General features: G+C 72.6%; 22 protein-coding genes and 1 riboswitch. Of the genes, 11 read left to right on the top strand and 11 right to left on the bottom strand.

Features of this window, described 5'->3' with window-relative positions:
* Positions 1 to 169 precede the first annotated feature (169 nt).
* The 3 genes from ACZ6SQ_RS27345 to ACZ6SQ_RS27335 form a co-directional block, all read right to left on the bottom strand.
* Entirely contained in the window at positions 170 to 562 is a 393-nt protein-coding gene (locus tag ACZ6SQ_RS27345; protein ID WP_356697056.1) for a DUF3040 domain-containing protein, read from the bottom strand.
* 277 nt (positions 563 to 839) lie between these two features.
* Entirely contained in the window at positions 840 to 1,667 is an 828-nt protein-coding gene (locus ACZ6SQ_RS27340; protein ID WP_469566531.1) for a methyltransferase, read from the bottom strand.
* A 152-nt stretch (positions 1,668 to 1,819) separates the two neighbouring features.
* Positions 1,820 to 2,407, bottom strand: a complete 588-nt coding sequence (locus tag ACZ6SQ_RS27335; RefSeq protein ID WP_469566529.1) for an SAV_6107 family HEPN domain-containing protein — start codon at positions 2,405 to 2,407, stop codon at positions 1,820 to 1,822.
* Positions 2,408 to 2,638: 231 nt separating this feature from the next.
* Between ACZ6SQ_RS27335 and ACZ6SQ_RS27330 the strand changes: the two genes are divergently transcribed.
* The 4 genes from ACZ6SQ_RS27330 (at position 2,639) to ACZ6SQ_RS27315 (ending at position 8,370) form a co-directional block, all read left to right on the top strand.
* Complete coding sequence (locus ACZ6SQ_RS27330) at positions 2,639 to 3,619, top strand: ATP-binding cassette domain-containing protein (protein WP_469566527.1); 981 nt, start codon at positions 2,639 to 2,641, stop codon at positions 3,617 to 3,619.
* A complete protein-coding gene (locus ACZ6SQ_RS27325) occupies positions 3,591 to 5,735 on the top strand; it encodes a YhgE/Pip family protein (RefSeq protein WP_469566525.1) in 2,145 nt (714 codons plus the stop codon). Before ACZ6SQ_RS27330 ends, ACZ6SQ_RS27325 begins: the two co-directional genes overlap by 29 nt.
* Before the next feature lie 80 nt (positions 5,736 to 5,815).
* On the top strand, positions 5,816 to 6,445 hold the full coding sequence (locus ACZ6SQ_RS27320) for a TetR/AcrR family transcriptional regulator (RefSeq protein WP_389329638.1): 630 nt from the start codon (positions 5,816 to 5,818) through the stop codon (positions 6,443 to 6,445).
* A 404-nt stretch (positions 6,446 to 6,849) separates the two neighbouring features.
* Positions 6,850 to 8,370 carry a phytoene desaturase family protein gene (locus ACZ6SQ_RS27315; protein ID WP_469566523.1) on the top strand — a complete coding sequence of 507 codons (1,521 nt, stop codon included), beginning with the start codon at positions 6,850 to 6,852 and terminating at the stop codon, positions 8,368 to 8,370.
* A gap of 69 nt (positions 8,371 to 8,439) precedes the next feature.
* On the opposite strand, the gene ACZ6SQ_RS27310 is transcribed toward ACZ6SQ_RS27315, so the two are convergent.
* The 6 genes from ACZ6SQ_RS27310 to ACZ6SQ_RS27285 form a co-directional block, all read right to left on the bottom strand.
* Entirely contained in the window at positions 8,440 to 9,372 is a 933-nt protein-coding gene (locus ACZ6SQ_RS27310; RefSeq protein ID WP_469566521.1) for an SCO2102 family sporulation regulator, read from the bottom strand.
* Between the two features lie 56 nt (positions 9,373 to 9,428).
* Positions 9,429 to 10,352: a methylenetetrahydrofolate reductase [NAD(P)H] gene (gene metF / locus ACZ6SQ_RS27305; protein ID WP_386384843.1), complete on the bottom strand. Its 924-nt coding sequence runs from the start codon at positions 10,350 to 10,352 to the stop codon at positions 9,429 to 9,431.
* A 171-nt stretch (positions 10,353 to 10,523) separates the two neighbouring features.
* Entirely contained in the window at positions 10,524 to 11,171 is a 648-nt protein-coding gene (gene thiE / locus ACZ6SQ_RS27300) for a thiamine phosphate synthase (protein ID WP_469566519.1), read from the bottom strand.
* 76 nt (positions 11,172 to 11,247) lie between these two features.
* Complete coding sequence (locus ACZ6SQ_RS27295; RefSeq protein WP_469566517.1) at positions 11,248 to 11,613, bottom strand: Rv2175c family DNA-binding protein; 366 nt, start codon at positions 11,611 to 11,613, stop codon at positions 11,248 to 11,250.
* A gap of 374 nt (positions 11,614 to 11,987) precedes the next feature.
* Complete coding sequence (locus tag ACZ6SQ_RS27290; protein WP_469566516.1) at positions 11,988 to 13,232, bottom strand: NAD(P)/FAD-dependent oxidoreductase; 1,245 nt, start codon at positions 13,230 to 13,232, stop codon at positions 11,988 to 11,990.
* Positions 13,233 to 13,264: 32 nt separating this feature from the next.
* Positions 13,265 to 13,615, bottom strand: a complete 351-nt coding sequence (locus tag ACZ6SQ_RS27285; protein WP_469566514.1) for an avidin-fold protein — start codon at positions 13,613 to 13,615, stop codon at positions 13,265 to 13,267.
* A 54-nt stretch (positions 13,616 to 13,669) separates the two neighbouring features.
* Positions 13,670 to 13,780: riboswitch (TPP riboswitch) on the top strand.
* On the opposite strand from ACZ6SQ_RS27285, the gene thiO reads away from it, so the two are divergent.
* The 6 genes from thiO to ACZ6SQ_RS27255 all read left to right on the top strand — a co-directional run bounded on the left by thiO (position 13,778) and on the right by ACZ6SQ_RS27255 (position 19,685).
* Positions 13,778 to 14,929: a glycine oxidase ThiO gene (thiO, locus tag ACZ6SQ_RS27280; RefSeq protein WP_469566512.1), complete on the top strand. Its 1,152-nt coding sequence runs from the start codon at positions 13,778 to 13,780 to the stop codon at positions 14,927 to 14,929. Its footprint overlaps the riboswitch before it by 3 nt.
* Positions 14,926 to 15,126, top strand: coding sequence for a sulfur carrier protein ThiS (thiS, locus tag ACZ6SQ_RS27275; RefSeq protein ID WP_469566510.1), 201 nt, complete (start codon positions 14,926 to 14,928; stop codon positions 15,124 to 15,126). Before thiO ends, thiS begins: the two co-directional genes overlap by 4 nt.
* A gap of 2 nt (positions 15,127 to 15,128) precedes the next feature.
* The gene (locus ACZ6SQ_RS27270; protein ID WP_386384828.1) at positions 15,129 to 15,923 is read left to right on the top strand and encodes a thiazole synthase; all 795 of its coding nucleotides are present in this window, start codon (positions 15,129 to 15,131) and stop codon (positions 15,921 to 15,923) included.
* Positions 15,924 to 16,123: 200 nt separating this feature from the next.
* The gene (gene pknB, locus ACZ6SQ_RS27265) at positions 16,124 to 18,037 is read left to right on the top strand and encodes a Stk1 family PASTA domain-containing Ser/Thr kinase (protein WP_469566508.1); all 1,914 of its coding nucleotides are present in this window, start codon (positions 16,124 to 16,126) and stop codon (positions 18,035 to 18,037) included.
* A gap of 34 nt (positions 18,038 to 18,071) precedes the next feature.
* A complete protein-coding gene (locus tag ACZ6SQ_RS27260) occupies positions 18,072 to 18,977 on the top strand; it encodes a deoxyribonuclease IV (RefSeq protein ID WP_469566506.1) in 906 nt (301 codons plus the stop codon).
* Between the two features lie 78 nt (positions 18,978 to 19,055).
* The gene (locus ACZ6SQ_RS27255) at positions 19,056 to 19,685 is read left to right on the top strand and encodes a DUF4396 domain-containing protein (RefSeq protein ID WP_469566504.1); all 630 of its coding nucleotides are present in this window, start codon (positions 19,056 to 19,058) and stop codon (positions 19,683 to 19,685) included.
* Between the two features lie 72 nt (positions 19,686 to 19,757).
* On the opposite strand, the gene ACZ6SQ_RS27250 is transcribed toward ACZ6SQ_RS27255, so the two are convergent.
* Positions 19,758 to 20,390 (bottom strand): sulfite oxidase-like oxidoreductase, encoded by a 633-nt coding sequence (locus ACZ6SQ_RS27250; protein ID WP_469566503.1) that lies wholly within the window; start codon positions 20,388 to 20,390, stop codon positions 19,758 to 19,760.
* Positions 20,391 to 20,564: 174 nt separating this feature from the next.
* Between ACZ6SQ_RS27250 and bfr the strand changes: the two genes are divergently transcribed.
* Complete coding sequence (gene bfr, locus ACZ6SQ_RS27245; protein ID WP_386384817.1) at positions 20,565 to 21,044, top strand: bacterioferritin; 480 nt, start codon at positions 20,565 to 20,567, stop codon at positions 21,042 to 21,044.
* A gap of 44 nt (positions 21,045 to 21,088) precedes the next feature.
* Here bfr and ACZ6SQ_RS27240 read toward each other — a convergent pair whose 3' ends face one another.
* Entirely contained in the window at positions 21,089 to 21,343 is a 255-nt protein-coding gene (locus ACZ6SQ_RS27240; protein ID WP_386384867.1) for a (2Fe-2S)-binding protein, read from the bottom strand.
* Between the last annotated feature and the right edge of the window lie 355 nt (positions 21,344 to 21,698).

Here is a 21,698-nt window from a genome sequence, read left to right as displayed (position 1 = left end):
GACCGCCAGGTCCTCGCCCGTCAGTTCCGCGACACGATGTGCCGGTACGCCGGCGGCCAGCGCTCTGGTGAGCAGCCCCCCCCCTCCCCCCCCGCCGCCTCCTTCCCCCCCCCCCCCCCCCCCCCCCCCCCCTCACGCCATGTCTACGTCGTGGGAGCGAGGATGTGGATCAGTGGCCCTGCTGCTCGTCGCGGCGCCGCTGCCAGCGCTGCTCGATGCGGTCCATCATGGAACGCCGCTGACGCCCCTGATGGCGGCCGTGCTGACCGGCTGCGTGCTGTTCGCCAGGCCTGGGCGCCTTGCGCCAGCCGGTCACCGCGAGTACCGCACAGCCCAGCATGACGAGGAAGCCCACCACGCTGAGCCACACCTGCTTGGCGACCATTCCAGCCATGAGGAGCGCGATACCTACGAGGAAGCCCGCGACCGCCTGGTAGACCCGTCGCCGGGTGTACGTACGCAGCCCGCTTCCCTCAAGCGCTGTCGCGAACTTGGGGTCTTCGGCGTACAGCGCTCGCTCCATCTGCTCAAGCATTCGCTGCTCGTGCTCAGAGAGCGGCACGGAGTCCTCCTCATCGTGCAGTCGCCGGGGCGACCCGGGGGGTCCCTTCAGGATAGGCAGGGAATCGCCCCCGTGAAACCCGCCCCTCTGCGCCATTTGGCCAACCAGATCCCGCCATGCGCGGCTCGGCCCGCTGAGGGTTCATTCCCCGGCGGCCGACCCGTCATGCCGGGGCGGTCTCCCTCGATCATACGGCGCGAACCATCCGATCGGGGGGCCTGTGGCGGACTCCATGCGGAGACGACCCCGCTGATCAGCGCCGCGTCACAGCCGGCACTCAGGCACCGTCCGCCCCACGCAGCTCACCCAGCACATGGAGCTGGGTGGCCACCGCGTGGAACGCGGGCACCTCGGCCGCGGCCTCCTCCAGCCTGAGCAGCGCCTCCAGGGCGCCCGGCTCGGTGTCCACCAGCACGCCCGGCACGAGGTCGGCGAAGACCCGTACGCCGTGCACGGCGCCGACCTCCAGCCCGGCGCCCTCGACCAGCGCGGAGAGCTGCTCGGCCGTGAACCGGCGCGGCATCGGGTCGCCCTGGCCCCAACGGCCGTCCGGGTCCGACAGTGCCTGCTTGGCCTCCTTGAAGTGCCCGGCCAGGGCGCGGGCGAGCACGGCACCGCCGAGCCCGGCGGCGAGCACGCTGACCACACCCTCGGAGCGCAGCGCGGCCACCGCGTTGCGCAGCCCCTCGGCGGGGTCGTCGACGTACTCCAGCACACCGTGGCAGAGCACGGCGTCGTACGCGCCGCGCTCGACCACGTCGAACAGGCCGTGCACATCGCCCTGCACCCCCGTCACCCGGTCGGCGACCCCGGCCTCGGCGACACGGCGCTCCAGGGCGAACAGGGCGTTGGGGCTGGGGTCGACGACCGTCACCCGGTGGCCGAGCCGGGCCGCGGGCACCGCGAAGTTGCCGCTGCCGCCTCCGGTGTCGAGGACGTCCAGCGACTCCCGGCCCGTGGCCTTGACCCGTCGCTCCAGGGCGTCGCGCAGGACCTCCCAGACAACGGCGGTACGGAGGGACGCACGAGGACGAGGGGGGTCGGAGCGCAACGACGCCGCATGAGGGTGATGGTGGGTGACGGGCGGGCGCATCGGGTCCGACACGGCATTGACTCCTCGGCGCGGCACCGCCTCTTGCGCGGCGGAGCGAACGGTCGCCCCCTCCGTCCTCCGGGGTGCGGGGCGGGGAGGGCATCAGGCGTCTCCACCCTATTGCCTTCACCGTCCTGACAGGTCATCGCGCCCGGGGCGTCCGCTCAGCCGGCGTCGGGCATCTCGTGATGTGGACTTCTCGGGGCGGGGGCAGGGGTGGTCGGCGGGCCGGCGGCGTCGGTGTCGGGCCGGGGCTGGGGCAGCACCGGCTGGAGGAGGAGCATGCGCTCGACGAGGCGGACGAACACGGCCACGTCGCGTATCAGGTCGTCGGCGTCCCGACGGGTGGCCGCGCCCTGGATGCCGGCCTCGGCCCGCGCGCGGCGGCGGGCCCCGGAGGCGAACAGCGCGCTCCACTCGCTGAGCTCGGGCGCGATCTCGGGGAGCACTTCCCAGGCGCTCCGGATACGGGCGCGGCGCCTGGGCGTGGGTTCGGGCCGGCCCCGCGCGGCGAGCACGGCTGCGGCGGTGCGCAACGCGGCCAGGTGGGCCGTGGCGTAGCGCTCGTTGGGGGTTTCCAGGACGGCGGCCTCGTCGAGTCCGGCACGGGCCTGGGCGAGCAGGTCGAGGGCGGCGGGAGGGGCCGAGGACCGGCGCAGGACGGGGTGCACGTCGCTCGCCGGACCGGTCGGTGAGGGGGCAGGGCCGGTGGCGCTGCGCCGGCGCGCGGCGGCTGCGTGGTAGCTGGCCATGACGAACCTCCTGTCGTCTGTGGACGGCAGATCCTGATACGGACCGCCGTATGTGCCCATCGTGAGCTATGCCACTGACAATCCGTTCCGACCTGGTCTTTTCCCTCGATCACAGGTTCGAACCCTCGTGCGGCCGGGGCTCGGGGCGCCGCGGCTTTTGCTTCACGGCGAGGTTCGGGCTAGTTTTTGGACTGACCAGTCAGTTCAAAAACGGGGAAGCAGGGGGAGGTCATGGGGGAAGCCGTAGCCGACGGCGGCGGTCTCGCCGTCACGGCCCGGGACTTCGGGCTCGAAGGACCGAGGGGGTGGGCGTTCCGCGATGTCGCGGTCGACGCGCCGCCGGGATCGCTGATCGCGATCGAGGGACCGTCGGGAACGGGGCGCACCTGTCTGTTGCTCGCCCTGACCGGCCGGATGAAGGCCACGCGGGGGACCGCGGCCGTGGGCGACCTGGCCCTGCCCCGGCGGATGGCCGCCGTGCGAGGCGTCAGCGCCCTGGCGCACGTGCCCGGGGTCACCGACCTCGACCCGGCGCTGACCGTCGCCGAGCATCTGCACGAGCGCGCGCTGCTCCAGCGGCGTTTCACCGCCTCCGTCCGCGCGCTGCTGCGGCCCCGCCGGGAGCGCCGGGCCGAGGCGGCGCTGCGGATCGACACCGCGCTGGCCGCCGCCGGTCTCGACCTCGCGGCCCTGCCCAAGGGGTCACGGACAGCCGTACGCGATCTGGAGCGGCTGGAGGCGCTGCGGCTGTCCGTCGCGCTGGCGCTGATCGGCCGGCCGAGGCTGCTCGGCGTCGACGACACCGATCTGAAGCTCTCCGACTCCGAGCGGGCCGAGGTCTGGTCCCTGCTCGGCTCGCTGGCCGCGGGCGGCACGACCGTGCTGGCCGTGTGCAGCGAGGCCCCCGAGGGGGCGGTGGCCGTGTCCACCGGGGCTCCGGGGGGCGCCCCGGCGGACACGGCCGACGAGGACACAAACGCGAGGTCGGCCGCGGCCGACACGGACGCCACCACCGAGGACCGGCGCGGCGCGAGCCCCGAGGACGCCCCCGCCGGGGACCGGAGCGCCACGGCCGGTACGGACCCGGACGCCGACGCGACACCGGCCCCGGCCCCGGCCGACCCCGACGACGACACGCACCCCGCCCGCCCGGACGCCGACGACCCGAAGAAGGAGGCGGCCGATGCGCTCGCCGAAACTGGCCGCTCTTGAGCTGCGGAGGTTCGCCCGGGGCCGGCTCCCCCGGGCCGCCCTGGTCGCGCTCCTGCTGCTGCCGCTGCTCTACGGCGCGCTGTACCTGTGGTCGTTCTGGGACCCGTACAGCCGCCTGGACCGCCTCCCGGTCGCCCTGGTGAACGACGACAGGGGCGCGACCGCCGACGGCAGGAAGGTCCACGTGGGCGACGACATCACCGAGAAGCTGCGCGAGAGCGACGTCTTCGACTGGCGGGAGGTGAGCGCCGAGGACGCCCGCGCGGGCGTCGAGGACGGCACCTACTACCTGTCGCTGACCATGCCCGCCGACTTCAGCGAGCGCATCTCCTCCAGCTCGGGCGACTCCCCGGAGACGGGCGCCCTCCAGGTGCGCACCAACGACGCGAACAACTACATCGTCGGCCAGATCTCCCGGACGGTCTTCAGCGAGGTGCGCACGGCGGCGTCGACGAAGACCTCGCGGTCCTTCCTGGACAAGATCTTCATCTCCTTCTCCGACATCCACGGCGCGACCGAGAAGGCCGCGAGCGGGGCCGACCGGCTCAAAGGCGGCATCGACAAGGCGGAGAAGGGCTCCAAGGACCTCGCCGACGGCCTGAAGGACGCCAAGAGCGGCAGCGGCGACCTCTCCAAGGGCGTCAAGAAGCTCGACTCGGGCGCGGGCGACCTGGAGGACGGCTCCGCGAGCGTCGCCGAGGGCACCCAGGCGCTCGCCGACAAGGTCAACGGACTCGCCGACAAGGTCGGCCCGTTCCTGCGCGAGAACGAGAAGAGCATCGGGGAGACGGCCCAGTTCGTCGCCGACGCCGCCAAGGCGGTGCGCGACAACCTGGACGAGCTCGAGGAGCGCGCCCCGGCCGCCGCGCGGGACGCGAGCGATGCGTCCGACCGGCTGGCGGAGGTGTACCGCACCCGCTGCGAGGACGGCACCGCGCCGGCGCTGCCCGCCCCCGCGGCCTCCGGCTCCCCCGCCGACGTGGTGCCCGCCGCCGGGCCCGACGCGGCCTGCCCGGATCTGAAGATCGCCAAGGACGCGGCCGCCGACGTCGCCGGGATCGCCCAGGACCTCAAGGACCTGGCCGCCGACCCCGAGGGTGAACTGGACGAGCTCGACCGGCATCTGGCCACCCTCCAGAAGCAGGCCCAGGCACTCGCCGACCGGGCCCCGCATCTGTCGGAGGACCTGGACGAGGCCGTCTCCAAGATCAACAAGCTGAACACGGGCGCCGGCAAGGTCGCCGCCGGGGCGAAGAAGCTGCACTCCGGCCTGGGCACCGCCAGGACCGGCGCGGTCGACCTGGACGAGGGCGTCGGCCGGCTCAAGACGGGCGCCTTCGACCTGAACGGCGGCCTGTTCAAACTCGTCGACGGCTCCGGGAAGCTCGCCGACGGCCTGCACGACGGGGCCGAGCAGATCCCCGACTACGACGAGCCGGAGCGCGACCGGCGCACCGCGGTCATGGCCGACCCGGTCCAGCTCGCCAGCCAGGCCCTGCACAAGGCGCCCAACTACGGCACCGGTTTCGCCCCGTACTTCATCCCGCTGTCCCTGTGGGTCGGCGCGATGGTCGCCTACATGCTGATCTCCCCGCTCAACCGGCGGGCCCTGGCCGCGGGCGCCTCCGCCTGGCGGATCGCGCTGGCGGGCTGGCTGCCGGTCGTGGCGATCGGCGCGCTCCAGACGTCCGCCCTGATCGCGGTGCTGCACTGGGCGATCGGCCTCCAGATGGCGCGGGCGGCCGGGACGGTGGCCTTCCTGTGCCTGGTGACGGCCTGTTTCGCGGCGATCGTGCAGTGGCTCAACGCCCGCTTCGGTGCGGCCGGGCGCATCCTGGTCCTCGCCGTGCTGATGCTCCAGCTGACCTCGGCGGGCGGCACCTACCCCGTGCAGACCAGTCCGGGCTTCTTCAACGCGATCCACCCCTATCTGCCCATGACCTACGTCGTGGAGGCCCTGCGGCGCCTGATCAGCGGCGGCGGGCTGGGCCCGGTGTGGCAGGCCGTCGCGGTGCTGGCCGCGTTCACGGCCGGGGCGCTCGCGCTGACCGCCCTGTCGGCCCGGAGCAAGCAGGTGTGGACGCTGGACCGGCTGCACCCGGAGCTGAGCCTGTGAGAACCCCGCGCTCCGTCGAGCCGCCGAAGGCACCGCCCTCCGTGCCGTCGGGGGCCCCGGTTGCTGTGACAATCGGGACCATGGAAAGCAGCAGCGCCACGTCGGGCGGCAGCACCCGCCGCGAGGCCACCCGGCAGAAGCTCTACGAGGCCGCGGTCACCCTCATCGCCGAGCAGGGCTTCTCCGCCACCACGGTGGACGAGATCGCCGAACGGGCCGGGGTCGCGAAGGGCACCGTCTACTACAACTTCGCCAGCAAGTCGGTCCTCTTCGAGGAGCTGCTGCGGCACGGCGTGGGACTGCTGACCGCCTCCCTCCAGGAGGCGGCCGAGGAGACGGTGCGGGGCGGCGGCTCCCAGGTGGACGCCCTGGACGCGATGATCCGCGCCGGCCTCGGCTTCATCGCCCGCTACCCGGCCTTCACCCAGCTGTACGTGGCCGAGCTGTGGCGCACCAACCGGGCCTGGCAGTCCACGCTGATGGTGGTGCGCCGGCAGGTCGTCGCGGTCGTCGAGGACGTGCTGCGGGCGGGCGTGAAGAACGGCGAGCTCAGCGAGGAGATCGACATCCAGCTGACCGCGGCCGCTCTGGTGGGCATGGTGCTCGTGGCCGCCCTGGACTGGCAGTCGTTCCAGCCGGAACGCTCGCTGGACGACGTCCACGCGGCCCTGTCCCGGCTGCTCCAGGGGCGGGTCAGCGGCCGCCGCTGAACGGCGTACGACAGGAACGGGCACGGGCACACGAGAGCGCCGGTCCGGTTCGGCCGCGTCCCCCGCGGGCCGGACCGGACCGGCGCCTCACTTCCCCCGTGCTCCCCCTTGTCCCCCGACGGTCCCCCGTGCGGTCGTCCCCCGGGTTCCCCCCTGCCTCGCTCCCGCCGAACGGGTCGGCGGAAGGAGCGGTCGGGGGCCGCGCCGTTCCGCCGCCCCGTGTCGGCGGTGCCGGCGCAGTGCCCCGTTCCGTGCCTCCACTCTCCCGTTCCGGCCCGTGGTGCCTCATCCGCGCGCGTACTCATCTCCGTGCCTAGGTACGGATACTCACCCCTGAGTGCCCGCGCGGGGCCCCGGACGGCCCCGGGACCGGATTGTCAGCGGTGGCCGATAAAGTCGCGGTCATGGCACGGATTGCGGTGATCGGCGCCGGGATGGGCGCGATGGCGACAGCCGCCCGGCTGGCCGTCGCGGGCCACCGGGTGACGGTGTACGAGCGGACGGACACCTACGGCGGCGGGGTGCGCCGCCTGGAGCGCGAGGGCTTCCGCTTCGACACGGGCCCCGGGCTGCTCCCGCTGCCCGCGGTCTACCGCGACCTGTTCATCAAGACCGGCAAGGAGCAGCTGGAGTCCCTCGTCGAGCTGGTCCAGGTCGACCCGTCCGCGCGGCACGTCTTCGCGGACGGCACCGAGGCCGCACTGCCCAACGCCTCGCGCGCGGGTGTGGTCGCGGCGCTGGACGAGGCCCTCGGCAAGGGCGCGGGCGCCCGCTGGGGCGACTTCCTGGTCCGGGCCCGTGAGGCCTGGGACCGCTCGCGCCGGCCCCTGCTGGAGGAGCCGCTGTGGCCGAACTGGTCGGTGCTGGCCGACCGCGAGCCCTATCCGGCGGTCCCGCACAAGCGTGTCCTGCGCACCCGCCGGGCCACCACCCTCGCCGAGATCGGCGCCTGGGAGCTGCGCGACACCCGGCTGGCCGCCCTGCTGGAGAGCCACGCCCTCGCCCACGGCCTGGACCCGCGCACGGCGCCCGCGAGCGCGGCGGTCCTGCCGTACATGGAGCACGCCTTCGGCACCTGGTACGTGCGGGGCGGCGTGAGAGAGCTGGCCCGCGCGGTGTACGAGCGGTGTCTGGCCCGCCGGGTCGAGTTCGTCTTCGACGCGGAGGTCGCCCGGATCCTGGAGAAGGACGGCCGCGCCGCGGGCGTGGAGCTGGCCGACGGCGCGACGGTGGCCGAGGCGGACTTCGTGGTCGCCGGTGTCTCCCCCGAGGTGCTGGACCGCCTCACCCCGGGCACGGCCACGCGCGCCGAGGGCGAGGTGCCGCCGCGGCGCGGGACGCCGAGCCGGCTGACGGTGCTGCTGGCGCTGCGCGGAGGGCGCCCGGAGGGGACGGCTCACCGGACGGTGGTGCATGCGCGGGACCGTGAAGCCGAGCTGGACCTGCTCTTCGGCCACGGCCCCTCGGGGAGGGTGGCACACCCCACGGTCACCGTGCTGCGGCCCGACGACCCGGCGCTGGTGCCGGACGCCGGCCATGAGGCGGTGGTGCTCACCTCGGCCGTTCCCGCCCTGAGGGACGGGGGCCGGGCGGAGCCGGAGGCCCTCGCACAGCACGCCGAGGACATGATCACCACAGCCGGGCGCGCCCTGCCCGGGCTGCGTGACCGGCTGCTGTGGCACGAGGTCCGCACCCCGGCCGACATCGCGGCCGAGACCGGCGCGGAAGGCGGCGGGATCCCGGCGCCCTCGCTCGCGGCGGGCGCGGGTCGGATGCTGCATCCGGCCAACTCCACCGCCCTGCCGGGCCTCTTCGCCGCGGGCGGGTGGGCCCACCCCGGGGGCGGCCTGCCCCACGCGGGCATGTCGGGCGCCCTGGTCGCGGGTCTGATCGTGGAGGGGCCGGAGTTCCGCGGCTCTCAGTGAGCCGGTGGGCGCGCGGGCCCGGGCAGCCGTGCGAGGCAAGGCCCCCTCAGGAACCGGAGGGGGCCGCGCTCAGTAGCGGTAGTGCTCGTCGTAGCCGGTGCCCTGGGACTGGCCGTCGCCGCCCTGGTAGTAACCCTGGTCCTGGGAGGGGTCGGTGCCGTACTGCTCGTCGGTGCGCTGCTGCGGCACCCAGACGCCGCCGGCCGGGGTCGACTCGCCGTAGCCGCCGGTGGCGTACTGGTCCTGGCCGTAGGCCTGCTGCCCGTACTGCTGCTGGCCGCCGTAGCTGGTGTCGTACGAGGCACCGTCGTAGCCCTGGGTGCCGATGTACGGGTCGGAGTAGGCGGCGTACTGCTGCTGGCCCGTGGTGTCGTAGCCGTAGGACTGCTGCTGGCCGTAGCCGGAGTAGGCGTCGTAGCCGTAGCCCTGGTCGGTGCTCTGGGCGGTCGCGGCGTACTGGTCCTGGGGCTGGGGCTGCTGGGCGGCCTGGGTGTAGCCGTCGGTGTAGACGCCGTAGGAGCCGGTGTCCTCGGGGAGGGGCTGCGGCTGGTAGACGTCGCCGGTGGCGTCGGCCGCGGACTCCGAGCGGGACGGCGTGAAGACGTCGTCGCGGTCGTAGTCGTCGTCCTGGGCGTAGCCGGAGTCCGCGCGGCGGTAGTCGGCGGCCGCGCCGCGGTCGTCCTCCTCCGGGTCGGAGGCCTCCAGGGACGGGTCCTGGTAGTCGTCGTCACCGTCCCGGTCGGCGCCGGGACGGTTGAAGGCCCAGCCGGCCTGGAAGCCGCGGCGGAAGGACATCGTGACGTAGACCTGCCCGACCGCGAAGGCACAGGCACCCAGGCCGATGACCACGACCGAGGAGATCAGGACACCGGCGACCACGCCGAGGAAGCCCGCGAACGCGAGCAGCCGCCAGCGCAGCCGTGCCTTGTACTGCAGCAGCACTTCGCCGAGCAGCCACAGCGCGACCACGCCGAACGCGATGTAGAGGACCGTCCAGCCCATGTACGCCCCTCTCCCAGTGACCGCTACGCAGTGTGTCGTAAACCGGTGCGGCAGGTCTAGGCCTGCGGGGGGTGGTGCAGGCCCAGGTTCTCGTAGATTTCCAGAGTCGCCGTGGAGTTGTTGAGCGTGATGAAGTGCAGTCCGGGGACACCCTCGGCCAGCAGCCGTGCACAGAACTCCGTGGCGAACTCGATCCCAATGGAGCGTACAGCGGTCGGATTGTCTTTGGCTGTGAGGATCCGCTCTTTCAGCTCGTCCGGGATGTGCGCGTTGCTGAGCTGGGGCAGCCGCTCGAGCATCCGGACGCTGGTCACGGGCATGACCTCGGGGATCACCGGGGTCTCGCAGCCCGCGGCGTCGACTCGGTCACGCAGCCGCAGATACGACTCCGGCTGGAAGAACATCTGCGTGATGGCGTAGTCGGCTCCGGCCCGGCACTTGTCCACGAAGTGCTCGACGTCGGTGTCCCAGTCGCCGGAGCGCGGGTGCATCTCCGGGAAGGCCGCCACGCCGACGCAGAAGTCGCCCGACTCCTTGATGAGTCGGACGAGTTCGGCGGCGTAGGTGAGGCCCTTGGGATGCGGCACCCAGTCGCCCATCGGGTCGCCGGGCGGGTCGCCGCGCACGGCGAGCATGTTGCGGATGCCGGCGTCGGCGTACTGGCCGATGATGTTGCGCAGCTCGGCGATGGAGTGGTTGACCGCGGTGAGGTGGGCGACCGGGGTGAGGGTCGTGTCCACGACGATCTGCTGGGTCTCCTTGACGGTGCCCGCGCGGGTCGAGCCGCCGGCGCCGTAGGTGACGGAGACGAAGTCGGGAGAGACCGCCTCGACCCTGCGGAGCGCGCTCCACAGGTTCTTCTCGCCCTTGGGGGTCTTCGGCGCGGAGAACTCGAAGGAGTACGTCTTCTTGCCGGTGGCGAGGATGTCACGCACAGTGCGCGCGCGGTCGGTCCTGGTCGATGCGGTTCCTAGGGCCATACCGGCAGGTTAGCCAGGGGTCGCCGGTCCCCCAACCACATCCCGGAAATTTGCCCGAATTGCCGGACTCTTGTCCAGGGAGTGGACAGGGGTCGTCCGAATTGACCCGATCCGCACCTGTAGCCGTCTCGCTATACGACCAGTGGAGCGACGCTCGAAGATCGCCGCCGCCTATGCGGCCCGTAGCCGCTTCGCGAGCTCCGCGGCGGCCGCCGCCGGGTCGTCGGCCTCGGTCAGCGCCCGGACGACCACCACTCGGCGGGCACCCGCGTCGAGCACCTCGTCGAGGTTGCCGAGGTCGATGCCTCCGATGGCGAACCAGGGGCGGTCGGTGCCGAGGGCGGCGGTGCGGCGCACGAGGTCCAGGCCGGGGGCGTGCCGGCCCGGCTTGGTGGGGGTGGGCCAGCAGGGACCGGTGCAGAAGTAGTCCACGCCCTCCTGGACGGCGGCCGCGGCGGCCTCCGCCTCGCTGTGCGTGGAGCGGCCCACCAGGACGTCCTCGCCGAGGATCGCGCGGGCCGCGGGGACCGGGAGGTCGCCCTGGCCGAGGTGCAGGACGTCGGCGCCGGCGGCGTGCGCGACGTCCGCGCGGTCGTTGACCGCGAGGAGCTTGCCGTGCCGGGCGCAGGCGTCGGCGAAGACCTTCAGGTGCTCCAGCTCCTCGCCGGCCTCCATGCCCTTGTCGCGCAGCTGCACGATGTCGACCCCGCCCTCGAGGACCGCGTCCAGGAATTCGGGCAGGTCGCCCTGGCGTCTGCGGGCGTCCGTGCAGAGGTAGAGCCGGGCGTCGGCGAGCTGGGCGCGTGCGGTCGCGGGCATGGGTGTTCCCCCCGTCGTTCGGATGCGTACGGGCCGGGGGCTCGGACCCCCGGCCCGTACGCCGGTGCTGATCAGGTCAGACGGCGAGCGCCTGGGCGCGGCGCTTCACCTCCGTGCCGCGATTCTCGCTGAGTGCCTGGGCGGGGGTGCCGGGCAGGCTGTCGTCGGGCGTGAACAGCCACTCCAGCATCTCTTCGTCGGTGAAGCCGTCGTCCCGCAGGAGCGTCAGGGTGCCGGTGAGGCCCTTGACGACCTTGTCCCCGTCGATGAACGCGGCGGGGACGTGCAGGGCCCGGTTCTCACCTCGGCGTACGGCGATGAGCTGGCCCTCCTTGACCAGCTGCCGCACGCGCGTCACCTCGATGTCGAGCATTTCGGCGATGTCGGGGAGGGTGAGCCAGGCGGGGACGAGAGCGTCGGTCTTGGTGTCAATCTCGGTCACGCCTCCCAGCGTAGGCGCTCCGCTGGTGGGGCGGCGATGGGGCGTAGGAGTGAGTGTCGGTCGGGGAGTGGGGGGCGGTGGTGCTTTTGCGCAGTTCCCCGCGCCCCTATTCGGGGTCGGTTCCTGGGTGCGGGTTCGTTGTGGCTTGTCGTGCCCGCGCGGCGGAGCCGCAGATGTCACAGCCCCGCGCCCCTTTTCGGGGTCGGTTCTTGGGTGCGGGTTCGTTGTGGCTTGTCGCGCCCGCGCGGCGGAGCCGCAGATGTCACAGCCCCGCGCCCCTTTTCGGGGTCGGTTCTTGAGCGCGGGTTCGTTGTGGCTTGTCGCGCCCGCGCGGCGGAGCCGCAGATGTCACAGCCCCGCGCCCCTTTGGAGTGCTAGGGGGCCGTTGCTGCCTTTAGGGGGCGGGAGGGGTCTTTCAGGAGGGACGGGGTCATTCGGGTGCCGGCTTCGATCAGTTTGCGGGCCTGGGCCAGGTCTCGGGGGCGGCCCACCGCCAGGAGGGCGGTGAGGCGGTTGTCGCGGAGCCAGCAGACGGACCAGGCGGGACCGGAGGGGTCGCCGCGCCACAGGAGGGTGTCGGCGGCGGAGTGGTGGCCGGCGAACTGGACGAAGCGGCCGAACTGCTCGGACCAGAAGTAGGGCACCGGGTCGTACACGGCCGGGGCCTCGCCGGTCCGGGCGCCGATGATGTTCTCGGCGACCGTGCGCGGGCCCTGGAGGGCGTTGTCCCAGTGGTGGACCAGCAGCCGCTCGCCGTAGCGCCCGGACGGGAAGGAGGCGCAGTCGCCGACGGCGTAGACGTCCGGGGCGGAGGTGCGCAGATGGGCGTCGGCCACGACCTCCCCGTGCTCGCCCAGCTCGATGCCGGAACCCTTGAGCCAGGCGGTGGCGGGACGGGCGCCGATGCCGACTACGACCGCTCCGGCGGCCAGCCGGGTGCCGTCGTCGAGGACGACCTCGCCGGGCTCGACGTGCCGCACGCGCGCGTGGGTGCGCAGTTCGGCGCCGCTGTCGGTGTACCAGGCGGTCATCGGGGCGGCGACCTCGGCGGGCAGGGCCCCGGCCAGCGGCCGGTCGGCGGCCTCCACGACGGTCACCGCGCAGCCCGCCTCGCGCGCGGCGGTGGCGAACTCGGCGCCGATCCAGCCCGCGCCGACGACCACGATGTCGTGCTGGCGGGCCAGCACAGGCCGCAGCCGCTCGGCGTCGTCCAGGGTGCGCAGCAGATGCACGCCCCTGACACCCTCCGTGCCGGGCAGCCGGACCGGTTCGGCGCCGGTGGCCAGCACCAGCACGTCGTACGGCACCGGCCCCTCGGCGGTGTCCAGCTCGTGGTCGTCCGGGCGCACCCCGAGGACCTCGCGGCCGAGGTGCAGCTCGATGTCGAGGGCCTCGAAGTCGACGTCGAACGCGGAGCCCTCGGCCGTGCCGAGCAGCACGGCCTTGGACAGCGGCGGCCGGTCGTAGGGCTGATGGGGCTCGGCGCCGATCAGCACGACCGCGCCGGGGTGGCCCTGCTCGCGCAGCGCGACCGCGGTCTGCACACCGGCCATCCCCGCGCCCACGACGACGACCCGCCGCCCCGCGGACACTCCTCTTTCCTGCGTCTGCTCGCTCACCTGATCACCATAGACAACTGACAATTTGTCAGTCAGGGGCCGTGTTCCGTGACCTGCTCCACAACGCTCGTACCGCTGCCCGGACGCGACTCCCACTCCCAGGTCTCCTCCAGCCTGATCCGCCCGTCGGGCAGTTCCACCACCAGCGACACGCAGTGCCCGGACGCGGTGGTGCCGTCCCGACCGAGCTGGACGTACCGGAAGTCGAGCCGGTCCCCCTCCCGGGTACCCACGAGATGCCCGCGCATGACATCGCCCCCGGCGTACTCGGCCCAGATCTCCCCGTCCTTCTCGTGGTACGTGAACCGGGTGCGGGTCCCGACCTGTCCCGGTGCCTGGTCGGAGACCGGGGCGAGTATCAGACCGTCGAGCGAACCGGGCATGGGCGAAGGCTCCCTTACAGACGCGCCGGACCAACAGCTAGGGTGGGCCCAACGTAAAGCACTCGCGGGAGCCCGGCGCACCGGGCTGAGAGGGAGGCGGGCGGCCTCCGACCGTACGAACCTGATCCGGGTCATGCCGGCGAAGGGAGGGGCTGGACGCCCATGTCGCGTACGTCAGACGTCCTCGTGGTCGGGGGCGGCATCATCGGTCTGGTCACGGCCTGGCGGGCCGCGCAGCGCGGTTTCGCCACGGCCGTCGTGGACCCCGGGCCCGGCGGCGGAGCCGCGCAGGTGGCGGCCGGGATGCTGGCCGCCGTCACCGAACTGCACTACGGCGAGCAGACCCTGCTCGGCCTCAACCTCGCCTCGGCGCGCCGCTATCCGGAGTTCGCCGCCGAGCTCACCGACCTCACCGGGCACGACCTCGGCTACCGGCAGTGCGGCACGCTGGCCGTGGCGCTGGACGCCGACGACCGGGCCCATCTGCGTGAACTGCACGCCCTCCAGCAGCAGTCGGGGCTGGACTCGCAGTGGCTGTCGGGGCGCGAGTGCCGGCGCCTGGAGCCGATGCTGGCGCCGGGGGTGCGCGGCGGACTGCGGGTCGACGGGGACCACCAGATCGACCCGCGGCGGCTGGCCGCGGCGCTGGTGACGGCCTGCGAGCGGGCCGGGGTGCGCTTCGACCGGGAGTGGGCCGAGCGGCTCGTGGTGGAGCGCGGGCGCGCGGCCGGCGTTCTCACGCGCTCGGGTGTCCTGCTGGGCGCCGGACAGGTCGTGCTCGCCGCGGGCAGCCGCAGCGGACAGCTGGCGGGGGTGCCCGACGATCTGCTGCCGCCGGTACGGCCGGTGAAGGGGCAGGTGCTGCGGCTGACCGTGCCGAAGCGGTACGCGCCCTTCCTCAACCGGACGGTCCGCGCGGTGGTGCGCGGCAGCCACGTCTACCTCGTCCCTCGCGAGAACGGCGAACTGGTCGTCGGCGCCACCAGCGAGGAGCTGGGCTGGGACACCACCGTCACCGCGGGCGGCGTGTACGAGCTGCTGCGCGACGCCCACGAACTGGTCCCCGGCATCACCGAGCTGCCGCTGACGGAGACCCGTGCCGGGCTGCGCCCCGGCTCCCCCGACAACGCGCCGCTGCTCGGCCCGACCGGGCTGGACGGCCTGCTGCTGGCCACCGGCCACTACCGCAACGGCGTCCTCCTCACGCCCGTCACCGGGGACGCCCTGGCGCATGCCCTTGCCACCGGTGAACTGCCGGACGAGGCACGCCCGTTCACCCCGAAGCGATTCGCACTCTCGGAGCAGCCGGTATGAACATCTCGGTCAACGGCGAGCCCAGGCGGATCGAGCCGGGCACGGCTCTCGACACGCTCGTGACATCCCTCACCGCGGCCCCCTCCGGAGTGGCCGCCGCCCTCAACGAGACCGTCGTCCCGCGCGCGCAGTGGTCCGCCACCGCACTCGCCGAGGGCGACCGTGTCGAGGTCCTCACCGCCGTACAGGGAGGCTGACCATGGCCGACGATCCTTTCGTCCTCGGCGGTACGACGTACGGCTCCCGGCTGATCATGGGGACCGGGGGCGCGCCGAGCCTGGAGGTGCTGGAGCGGGCGCTGCTGGCATCCGGGACGGAGCTGACGACCGTGGCGATGCGCCGGGTCGACCCGTCGGTGCAGGGCTCGGTGCTGTCGGTGCTGCAGCGGCTGGGCATCCGGGTGCTGCCGAACACGGCGGGCTGCTTCACCGCGGGCGAGGCGGTGCTGACCGCACGGCTGGCCCGGGAGGCGCTCGGCACGGACCTGGTCAAGCTGGAGGTCATCGCCGACGAGCGCACGCTGCTGCCGGACCCGGTCGAGCTGCTGGACGCCGCGGAGACGCTGGTGGAGGACGGTTTCACCGTGCTGCCGTACACCAACGACGACCCCGTTCTCGCGCGGAAGCTGGAGGACGTGGGCTGTGCGGCGGTCATGCCGCTCGGGTCGCCGATCGGGTCGGGGCTGGGTATCCGGAACCCGCACAACTTCCAGCTGATCGTGGAGCACGCGCGCGTGCCGGTGATCCTGGACGCGGGTGCCGGTACGGCGTCGGACGTGGCGCTGGCGATGGAGCTGGGGTGTGCGGGGGTGATGCTGGCGTCCGCGGTGACCCGGGCGCAGGAGCCTGTGCTGATGGCTGCCGCGATGAAGGCGGGGGTGGAGGCGGGGCGGTTCGCCCTGCGGGCGGGGCGCATTCCCAAGCGGCACTTCGCCGAGGCGTCTTCTCCTGCGGAGGGCTTGGCGCGGTTCGATCCTGAGCGGCCTGCTTTCTGAGGGGCGCCTCTTCTGGCTGTCGCCTACCGAGGGTCGCCGTCTGACGGTCGGTCTGCAGGTCCTGGGCGTTGGTGGCCGTGCCCACCCGTTCCGCCCTTGCGGAACGGGCGGGCACGGCGGTGGGTCACAGGTCGGCTGCAGTCTTGGTGCTATCTCGTGCGGGCGGTGGGGGTGTCGGTGGTGGCTCGTAGACTCGCTGCGTGGACACGACCCTTCAGGACCCTCTGGTCGGGCAGGTGCTCGACGGGCGTTATCGCGTCGAGGCGCGGATCGCGGTCGGCGGGATGGCCACGGTCTACCGGGCCGTGGACACCCGCCTCGACCGCGTGCTCGCGCTGAAGGTGATGCACCCGACGCTGGCGGCGGACGGGTCGTTCGTGGAGCGGTTCATCCGCGAGGCGAAGTCCGTGGCCCGGCTCGCACACCCCAACGTCGTACAAGTGTTCGACCAGGGCGCCGACGGGTCGTACGTGTATCTCGCGATGGAGTACATCGCGGGCTGCACCCTGCGGGACGTGCTGCGCGAGCGCGGCGCGCTCCAGCCGCGGGCCGCGCTGGACATCCTGGAGCCGATGCTGGCCGCGCTGGGGGGCGCGCACCGGGCCGGCTTCGTGCACCGGGACATGAAGCCGGAGAACGTGCTCATAGGGGACGACGGCCGGGTCAAGGTCGCCGACTTCGGGCTCGTACGGTCGGTGGACACCGTCACCAGCACCACCGGGACGGTCCTCGGGACCGTCGCGTATCTCGCGCCCGAGCAGATCGAGCACGGCACCGCCGACCCACGAGTGGACGTGTACGCGTGCGGGGTGATGCTCTACGAGATGCTCACCGGCGGCAAGCCGCACCACGGCGACTCCCCCGCGCAGATCCTCTACAAGCATGTCCACGAGGACGTTCCGCCGCCGTCCGCGTCCGTGCCGGGGCTGGCGTACGAGCTGGACGAGCTGGTCGCCGCGGCGACCGCGCGGACCCCGGGGATCCGGCCGTACGACGCGGTGGCGCTGCTGGCGCGGCTGCGCGAGGCGCGGGCCGCGCTGAGCGACGAGCAGCTGGACGCGGTGCCGCCGCAGGCGCTCAGCACGGAGCACGGGAACGCGGAGGACCGCACGAGCGTGATCCCGCGCTCGCTGACGGTCCCCCGCCCGCTGCCGGTGAACGAGGAGGAGCGGCACCACACCAGCCGACTGGCCAGTCCCGCCCCGCTGCCGCCGCGCCGCCGCCCGCTGCCCCGGCGCGGACTGGTCTCCCTCGTCGCGGCCCTGCTGGTGGTGCTGGGCCTGGTCGCGGGCGTCTGGTACATCAACTCCGGCCAGTTCACCCAGGTCCCGCCGGTGCTGGCGAAGACCGAGGAGCAGGCCCGGGCTCGGCTGTCCGACGCGGGGCTCGAGGTGGGCGAGGTCAAGCAGGCCTACAGCGACACCGTCCGGCGCGGCCTGGTGATCAGCACGGACCCGGCGCCGGGCGCCCGTATCCGGGACAACGACTCGGTGACGCTCACCGTCTCCCGGGGCCCCGAGACCGTGCGGGTGCCCGCGCTGCGCGGCGAGAAGGTGGCCGACGCCAAGCGGACCCTGAAGAACGAGGGCCTCGAACCCGGCATGGTCACGCGCGAGTTCAGCGACGAGGTGCCCAGGGGCGAGGTGCTCCGCACCGACCCGGAGGGCGGCGTCGAACTGCGCGCGGGGACGGCGATCGCGATCGTCGTCAGCAAGGGCAGCCCGGTCGACGTCCCGGACGTGGTCGGCGAGGACCTGGCCGACGCCCGCGCGGAGCTGCTGGAGGCGGGCCTGAAGGTCGAGGTGGCCTCCGCGCAGATCAACTCCGAGCACGAGAAGGGCCAGGTCGCCCTCCAGTCGCCGGACTCGGGCGGCGAGGCCGCCGAGGGCGACACCGTGACGCTGACCCTGTCCAAGGGCCCGGTCATGGTCGAGGTTCCGGACGTGGTCGGCGACAGCGTGGACGAGGCCCGGGAGAAGCTGGAGGGGGCCGGCTTCGAGGTCAAGGAGGACCGCGGGCTGCTGGACCTGTTCGGCGACTCGGTCGAGGGCCAGTCGGTGCCGGGCGGCGAGCTCGCCCCCAAGGGTTCGACGATCACGCTCAACATCGGCTGACCGGCGGGCCCCGGGGCCATGACACCCTGAGCGGGTGAGCAGTGAGCAGCAGCCCCATCGCCCTTCCGGCCCGGCTCCCGGTCCGTCCCGCAACCCCGTCGGCAGTCATGTGCCCGTCGCCGGCGGCCTGAGCACCGTGGGCCTGGCCTACGCCCGTGAGCTCAGGGCCGAGACCGTGCAGGTCTTCGTCGCCAACCCGCGCGGCTGGGCGACCCCGGCCGGGAACCCCAGGGAGGACGAGGCGTTCCGGGCCGCCTGCGCCGAGGAGTCGATCCCGGCGTACGTGCACGCCCCGTATCTGATCAACTTCGGCTCCCACACCGAGGCGACCGTCGAGCATTCGGTCGCCTCGCTGCGGCACTCGCTGCAGCGGGGCCGGGAGATCGGCGCGCTCGGCGTGGTCGTGCACACCGGCAGCGCCACCGGGGGCCGGGAGCGCGCGGTGGCGCTGAGGCAGGTGCGCGAGCGGATGCTGCCGCTGCTGGACGAGCTGACCCATGACGACGACCCGTTCCTGCTGCTGGAGTCCACGGCCGGCCAGGGCTTCTCGCTCTGCTCGCGCACCTGGGACTTCGGCCCGTACTTCGAGGCGCTGGACGCCCACCCGAAGCTGGGGATCTGCCTGGACACCTGCCATGTCTTCGCCGCCGGGCACGACCTGACCGGGCCGAGCGGCATGCACCAGACCCTGGATCTGCTGGTGGACACGGTCGGGGAGGGCCGGCTGAAGCTGATCCACGCCAACGACTCCGAGGCCGGGGTGGGCGCGCACCGCGACCGGCACGCCAACATCGGCGCCGGGCACATCGGGGAGGACCCCTTCCGCGCGCTGATGACCCACCCGGCGACCGAGGGCGTGCCGCTGATCATCGAGACGCCCGGCGGGAAAGAGGGCCACGCGGGCGACGTGGAGCGACTGAAGAAGCTTCGCGACGGATAACCCCTGGCGGGAATACCCCCGGGGGGTATACGGTTCTTGCAACAGCGCAGGAACCGTTATCCGGCTATGGGGGCAGTCATGGAACACGAGACGCACACCGCGCGGCAGCACGAGGGCCAGAGCCACGAAGGCCACGGCCACGGGAGCCACCCGGCGCACCACGGCGATCACGCGACCCATGTCGACCACACCGCCCACACGGGTCACCAGGACCACACCGATCACGCCGACCACACCGGCCACGGCCACCACGCCCACCATCACGGCGGCGGGGCCAGCTGGTCGATGGCCGCGAAGGCGACCCTGCACTGCCTCACCGGGTGCGCCATCGGCGAGGTGCTGGGCATGATCATCGGCACCGCGCTGGGCTGGGGAAACATGCAGACGATGACCCTGGCGATCGCCCTGGCGTTCCTCTTCGGCTACTCGCTCACCCTGTGGGGCGTACTGAAGGCGGGGGTCGACCTGAAGGCCGCGATCAAGGTCGCGCTGGCCGCCGACACGATCTCGATCGCCGTGATGGAGCTGATCGACAACAGCGTGCTCGCCCTGTGGCCGGGCGCCATGGACGCACATCTCGACGACGCGAAGTTCTGGTGGGTGCTGGCCATCGCCCTGGTGGCCGCGTTCATCATCACCACACCGGTCAACAAGTGGATGATCGGCCGCGGCAAGGGCCACGCGGTGGTCCACCAGTACCACCACTGACCTGCGGAGCCGACACGAGAAGGGAGCCGGGGAATCACCCCCGGGCCCCTTCTCGCGTGTATCGGCGACGCCTTACAGCTCGGGACCGTCGCCGGGTCCCTCCTGGTAGGAGTAGCGCTGTTCCTTCCAGGGGTCGCCGAGGTTGTGATAGCCGCGCTCCTCCCAGAAGCCGCGGCGGTCGGCGGTCATGTACTCCACACCCCGGACCCACTTGGGCCCCTTCCAGGCGTACAGATGCGGGACGATCAGGCGCAGCGGGAAGCCGTGCTCGGCGGTGAGGAGTTCGCCGTCCTTGTGGGTCGCGAAGATCGCACGCTCGGAGGCGAAGTCCGCCAGCCGCAGATTGGAGCTGAAGCCGTACTCCGCCCACACCATCACATGGGTGACATCGGCGGCGGGCGGCGCGATCTCCAGGACGGTCCGGGCGGGGATGCCGCCCCACTCCGCGCCGACCATGCTGAACTTCGTGACGCAGTGCAGATCGGCCACGACGGAGGTGTACGGCAGGGCCGTGAACTCCTCGTGGTTCCAGCAGTGCTTCTCACCGTCGGCGGTGGCCCCGAAGACCCTGAACTCCCAGCGCTCGGGGCGGAACTTGGGTACGGGTCCGTAGTGCGTGACCGGCCAGCCCCGCTGCAGTCGCTGGCCCGGCGGAAGCTCGGTCGGTGCTGCTTCTCCAGATTCGCGCTCCACCGGATGACCCATGGCTCCATCCTGACAGACCCCGGACGGTGCACATGACCACGCAGGCCCGAAATCGGACAACTGCCGCTAAGCATGCCCTTACTTACTAAGTGCGCACTTACTGGACGATCTTCCTCGGCCGGTGCAATCATGCGGCGGCAACCTCCCGATCCCCCTGTGGAAGGAACCGCTGCGATGAACGGCGACGCCGAGGTCCTCGAATTCCTCAACGAGCAGCTGACCGGTGAGCTGACCGCGATCAACCAGTACTTCCTGCACGCGAAGATGCAGGAGAACTTCGGCTGGACGAAGCTCGCGAAGTACACCCGGCACGAGTCCTTCGACGAGATGAAGCACGCCGAGGTGCTCACCGACCGCATCCTGTTCCTGGACGGCCTGCCGAACTACCAGCGGCTGTTCCACGTCCGGGTCGGCCAGTCGGTCAAGGAGATGTTCGAGGCGGACCGGCAGATCGAGGTGGAGGCGATCGACCGGCTGAAGCGGGGCATCAAGGTGATGCGCGAGAAGGGCGACATCACCTCGGCGAACATCTTCGAGTCGATCCTGGAGGACGAGGAGCACCACATCGACTACCTCGACACCCAGCTCGAACTGCTCGACAAGCTCGGCGAGGCCCTGTACCTCGCGCAGCTCATCGAGCAGCCGGAGGGCTAGGAGCGGGCGGGCCGGCGGCCGGAAGGCCGGGCGTGTGGCCGGAACTAGGCGGCTTCCTCGAGGGCGGGTTCCGAGGCGTCCAGCCCCGCGAGCACCGGCTTGCCCTCGTCGGCGAGCTCACGGCGGGGGCACGCGCCACGGCCGAGCAGCGCCTGGATGCGACGGACACAGGAACCGCAGTCGGTGCCGGCCTTGCAGGCGGAGGCGATCTGCCGCGGCGTGCAGGCGCCGTCCTCCGCATGCTTCCTGACCTGCGCCTCTGTCACACCGAAGCAGCTGCAGACGTACACGCGGTTCACCTCCCGCCGGGGTCGGATGGATCGTGCCACCCCGACGTACCGAGTGTCCCGATGATCGGTGAGGCTAACCTAACCTTACCCGGGAGCCCGGAACGGCAAAAGAGCAGTGGGGGGGGGGGGGGGGGGGGGGGGGGGGGGGCGGGGGGGGGGGGGGGGGGGGAGGGGGGGGGGGGGGGGGGGGGTGGTTGGGGGGGGGGGGGGGGGGGGGGGGGGGGGGGGGGGGAGGGGGGGGAGGGGGGGGGGGGGGCGAAAACCCCCCCCCCGCCCCCGCGGACTCACGGCCCGGCGCGTCAGGTGCGCAGCATCCGCGCGATGGCCTTGGTGGCCTCCTCCACCTTCGCGTCGATCTCGTCGC

This window comes from Streptomyces sp. NPDC048600, assembly GCF_055587025.1.
The sequence above is the reverse complement of the archived record's forward strand: the minus strand, read 5'-3'. Positions and strand labels throughout refer to the sequence as shown.